At 31.7% G+C, this 3,747-nt stretch carries 2 protein-coding genes; one reads left to right on the top strand and one right to left on the bottom strand.

Features of this window, described 5'->3' with window-relative positions; all coding sequences use genetic code 11:
• Positions 1-125: 125 nt before the first annotated feature.
• A complete protein-coding gene (locus VKJ25_RS20895) occupies positions 126-1,325 on the bottom strand; it encodes a glycosyltransferase (RefSeq protein ID WP_324238577.1) in 1,200 nt (399 codons plus the stop codon).
• A gap of 507 nt (positions 1,326-1,832) precedes the next feature.
• Between VKJ25_RS20895 and VKJ25_RS20890 the strand changes: the two genes are divergently transcribed.
• Positions 1,833-3,173 (top strand): hybrid sensor histidine kinase/response regulator, encoded by a 1,341-nt coding sequence (locus VKJ25_RS20890; protein ID WP_324238576.1) that lies wholly within the window; start codon positions 1,833-1,835, stop codon positions 3,171-3,173.
• The last annotated feature ends 574 nt before the right edge of the window (positions 3,174-3,747 follow it).

Raw genomic sequence — 3,747 nt, 5'->3', positions numbered from 1 at the left:
CTCCTTATCCTCCTTATCCTCCTTATCCTCCTTATCCTCCTTATCCTCCTTATCCTCCTTATCCTCCTTATCCTCCTTATCCTCCTTATCCTCCTTATCCTCCTTATCCTCCCTACTCCCTAATCCTAAAGAATGATTGGCTCAAAAATTGGCCTCCTAAGTTGCAAAGATGGGACAAGCAAATCTAATAATTGCTCGACCACCTGCTTCCAAGTAAAATTTTGGACTACCCATTGAGGACCAAATTTCCGCGCTTGTTCTCTAAATAAAGTTTTTTCAATTACCGTTTTCATTAACTCGACTAAATGTTCTTGTTCTGGCAGCACAAACCAAAGAGTTTCTCCATCTTTGGTATAATTAGTTTGGAGCTTACTATTTATTGCTAAGGTAAAGTTAGGATGAGTAAAATCATCTGTCGGACCACCTTTGGTACAAATAATAGGTAAACCACAAGCTACTGCTTCCAATACTGGTAAGTTAAATCCTTCTGCTGAATAAGGAGATACATAAGCATCGGCAATCTGATAAAGTTGGGCTAACTGCATAAAAGAAAGAGTTCGACCAAAGTAAATAATTCTAGATTTTATTCTTTCCATCTCTGCATCAGTAAGTGCAATTTTGCCAGCTTTAGTAATAGAATCTTGAGAAGGAAAAATAGCATCTCTACCTTTAAGGATGAGTCTAGTATTTGGATAATCTTCAACAATAGTAGCAAATGCTTTAAGTAAACGTCCTACACCTTGACTACTGTTGCACATTACTCCAACATTGAGAAAGATAAAACAGTTATCAACGCCGAATTTTTGGCGCAGGTTATTTTTTTGATCTATAGGTAAAGGATAATAAATATTTGGGTTAACCCCAAGAGGGATAACAGTAACACGACTTTCCTCTGCACCACTACGGAGTAAACCTTGTTTTGACCAGTGGGAGGGAGTAATAATAATTGTATCTGACTGAACATGAGCTTCTGCAAAAGAGTTTACACCCATTCCTTGAAGAATAGATTTGGTGACGATACCCCATTCAGTGCAAATAAAAGTTCCCGTGCGTCTGGTTTTTGAGGATTTGAGATTAAAAGGAGCATACATCCGCAATGTAGCATCTGCTGGTTGTTGTGGTGATGGTTTGGGGATATTGCGTAGTGCTGTTTCATCATTTTGGGGAAATAAATTTGTGACTGGTTGCCAATTTTTGCTAATGTATGGCATATCCTGATGATAGATTTGTAGTTGGGGTTGCTTCAGCATTTCTAGCAGTTGAAATTGATTGGTGATCGCGTAGGAGTGAGGCAAAAAACGCCAACCTTCGATAATTATTTGCAATGGGTTATTACTCCTAAATATTTGAGTGTTTTAGTAATATAGGTAGAGAAAATCATAATAGAATTTTAATTATACTGTCAACAATTTTTATTACTATAGCAATTTGCCAATCCTCTTTTTTATAAAAAGAAGTAATAATTAATTATTGAAACATCCTATTCCCTGTTTCTTCTTTCAATTAGAAAGTTTATTTATTATGAACGACTTTTACTAGATATATTTCTTGGCAATCCTAAACAGATTATGATACAATAAATTTTCAAGAATAAGAAAACTTAAACATTTAGCTGATCAGTAATTGACTCGCCACATCAAACCAACAGAGCAAGCAGGTAAATATTAGTTTAACTCAGATTAATCTTTTACTGATATCTAACTGCCAATAGCTGAAATTTTACTTGTTAACTATTACCAAAATATTACAAGAATAGGATTGCTATATCTCATTTATATTTTTTCATAAAAAGTGATAAATTTCAGTTAATTAAAAACTATTGAGGAACTGCTATGAATCAGAAAAAAGAATACACAATCATGATTGTTGACGATCAAAAAGTTAATCTTAAAATAATATCGAGTTTATTAAAAACATCTGGCTTTAATGTCATAACAGCAGAGCGTGGAAAAATACTCTTTGAAAAGCTAGAAAATAAACTACCTGATTTAATTTTATTAGATATAATCATACCAGAAATGGATGGTTTTGAAATTTGTTATCGTTTGCAGTCTTCAGAAAAAACTAAACATATTCCAATTATTTTTATGACTTCTATTTCTGAATATGAGGAAAAAATTAGAGGTCTCAAATTAGGTGCAGTAGACTATATTACTAAACCTGTTAAAAAAGAAGAAGTTGTAGCGAGAATTAATATACATTTACGCTTAAAAGAGGAGATTCAAGAACGGACTCAAGCAGAAATTGAATTGCAAAAAACTCAAGTTGAATTAGAAAAAATGATTGAGGAAAGAACTGCCAAACTTTCTCGGTCTCTAGCTGAATTACAAGAAACTCAAATTGAACTAATTAAAAGTGAACAAATGTCTAGTATTGGTAAATTAATTACTGGTATTGCCCATGAACTTAATAATCCAGTTAGTATAGTATTAGGAAATATTAATTTAGCTGAACAATATCTCGAAACAATAATTAATCACATAAAACTATATCAAAAAGAATTTCCTCATCCTGGTTCAATAATTGAAAAAGATGCAGAAGAAATGGATATAGATTTTTTGATAGAAGAGTTACCTAAAATGTTATCTTCTATCAAATTAGCGAGCGATAGAATTAGTGAAACTAGCGTATCATTGCGGAGTCTTGCTAGAGTAGATAGTATGTCTAAAATTCCTTTTGATATTAATGATGCTATTGAGAGTAATCTGAAAATTTTGCAGCATCGATTGAAAGCTAATAGTCAGCGTCCAGAGATTAAAATTGTCAAAAAATATGGAGATTTACCTAAGATTAATTGTTATCCCCATGCCTTAAATTATGTCTTAATGAATTTGTTAGTAAATTCTATTGATTCTGTAGAAGAATTTAATTCTAAAAAAAATCGAAGTTATCAAGAAATTTGGCAAAATCAGAATTGTATTAATATTACTACTTTAGTTATTGAATCTTATAGAGTAAAAATTATCATAGCTGATAATGGACTGGGAATGTTAGCACATCTAAAAAATAAACTTGATGAAGCTATTGAAGGTGTTAAATCTACCAATAAAAGAAATACTTTGGGTTTGTCTATGAGTCATTCAATTATAGTGGAAAAGCATAGAGGAAAGTTAGAATGTCGTTCTCTTCCTAACCAAGGAAAAGAATTTATTATTGAGTTACCAACAACATAATTATTAATAATTTCATAATTGTTATAGCAATTTTCTAATATATTTTTATATAAAAATCCTACTGCTTTTAGGGAACACTTAACTGGGAACATGTAATACTATTTCTCAAAAAGAATGCTATATCTGATTGGGTGGGTAAGTGTGGGAAGTGTGAAGAGAATAAAAGCAGGAAAAATAATTACTAACCAACTAAATAATTGTCAAAAACAGACTTTTAATCTTGGTAATTATTGACTGTTAAAATATGGCGCTAAGTATAGCATTACTTTTAGTAATTGGTATAAGAGTTTAAGTTTTTTTATCTACTTTTTGATTTGTCGCAACCTATCTAGGATTGCTATATAATTAAAAGTTACTATATTCTCATGTTAAACTTTAAGTATTTCCTGTCGAATGTTGCGGAAACAGCCGTCAGTTATAAGCAAGCTTTCTGGGTCGCAACTACGTTCATAGCTATTAGTTCTAGTATTTAATAAAAGCTTGATTATAGGGTTGCCGACCAATCAGAATTAATTTCTTAGCTATCAGAAATCAACTATTAGTTCTAGTATTTAATAAAAGCTTGATTATAGGG

It is taken from the genome of Okeania sp. (genome assembly GCF_035285525.1).
Taxonomy (GTDB): domain Bacteria; phylum Cyanobacteriota; class Cyanobacteriia; order Cyanobacteriales; family Microcoleaceae; genus Trichodesmium.
The sequence above is the reverse complement of the archived record's forward strand: the minus strand, read 5'-3'. Positions and strand labels throughout refer to the sequence as shown.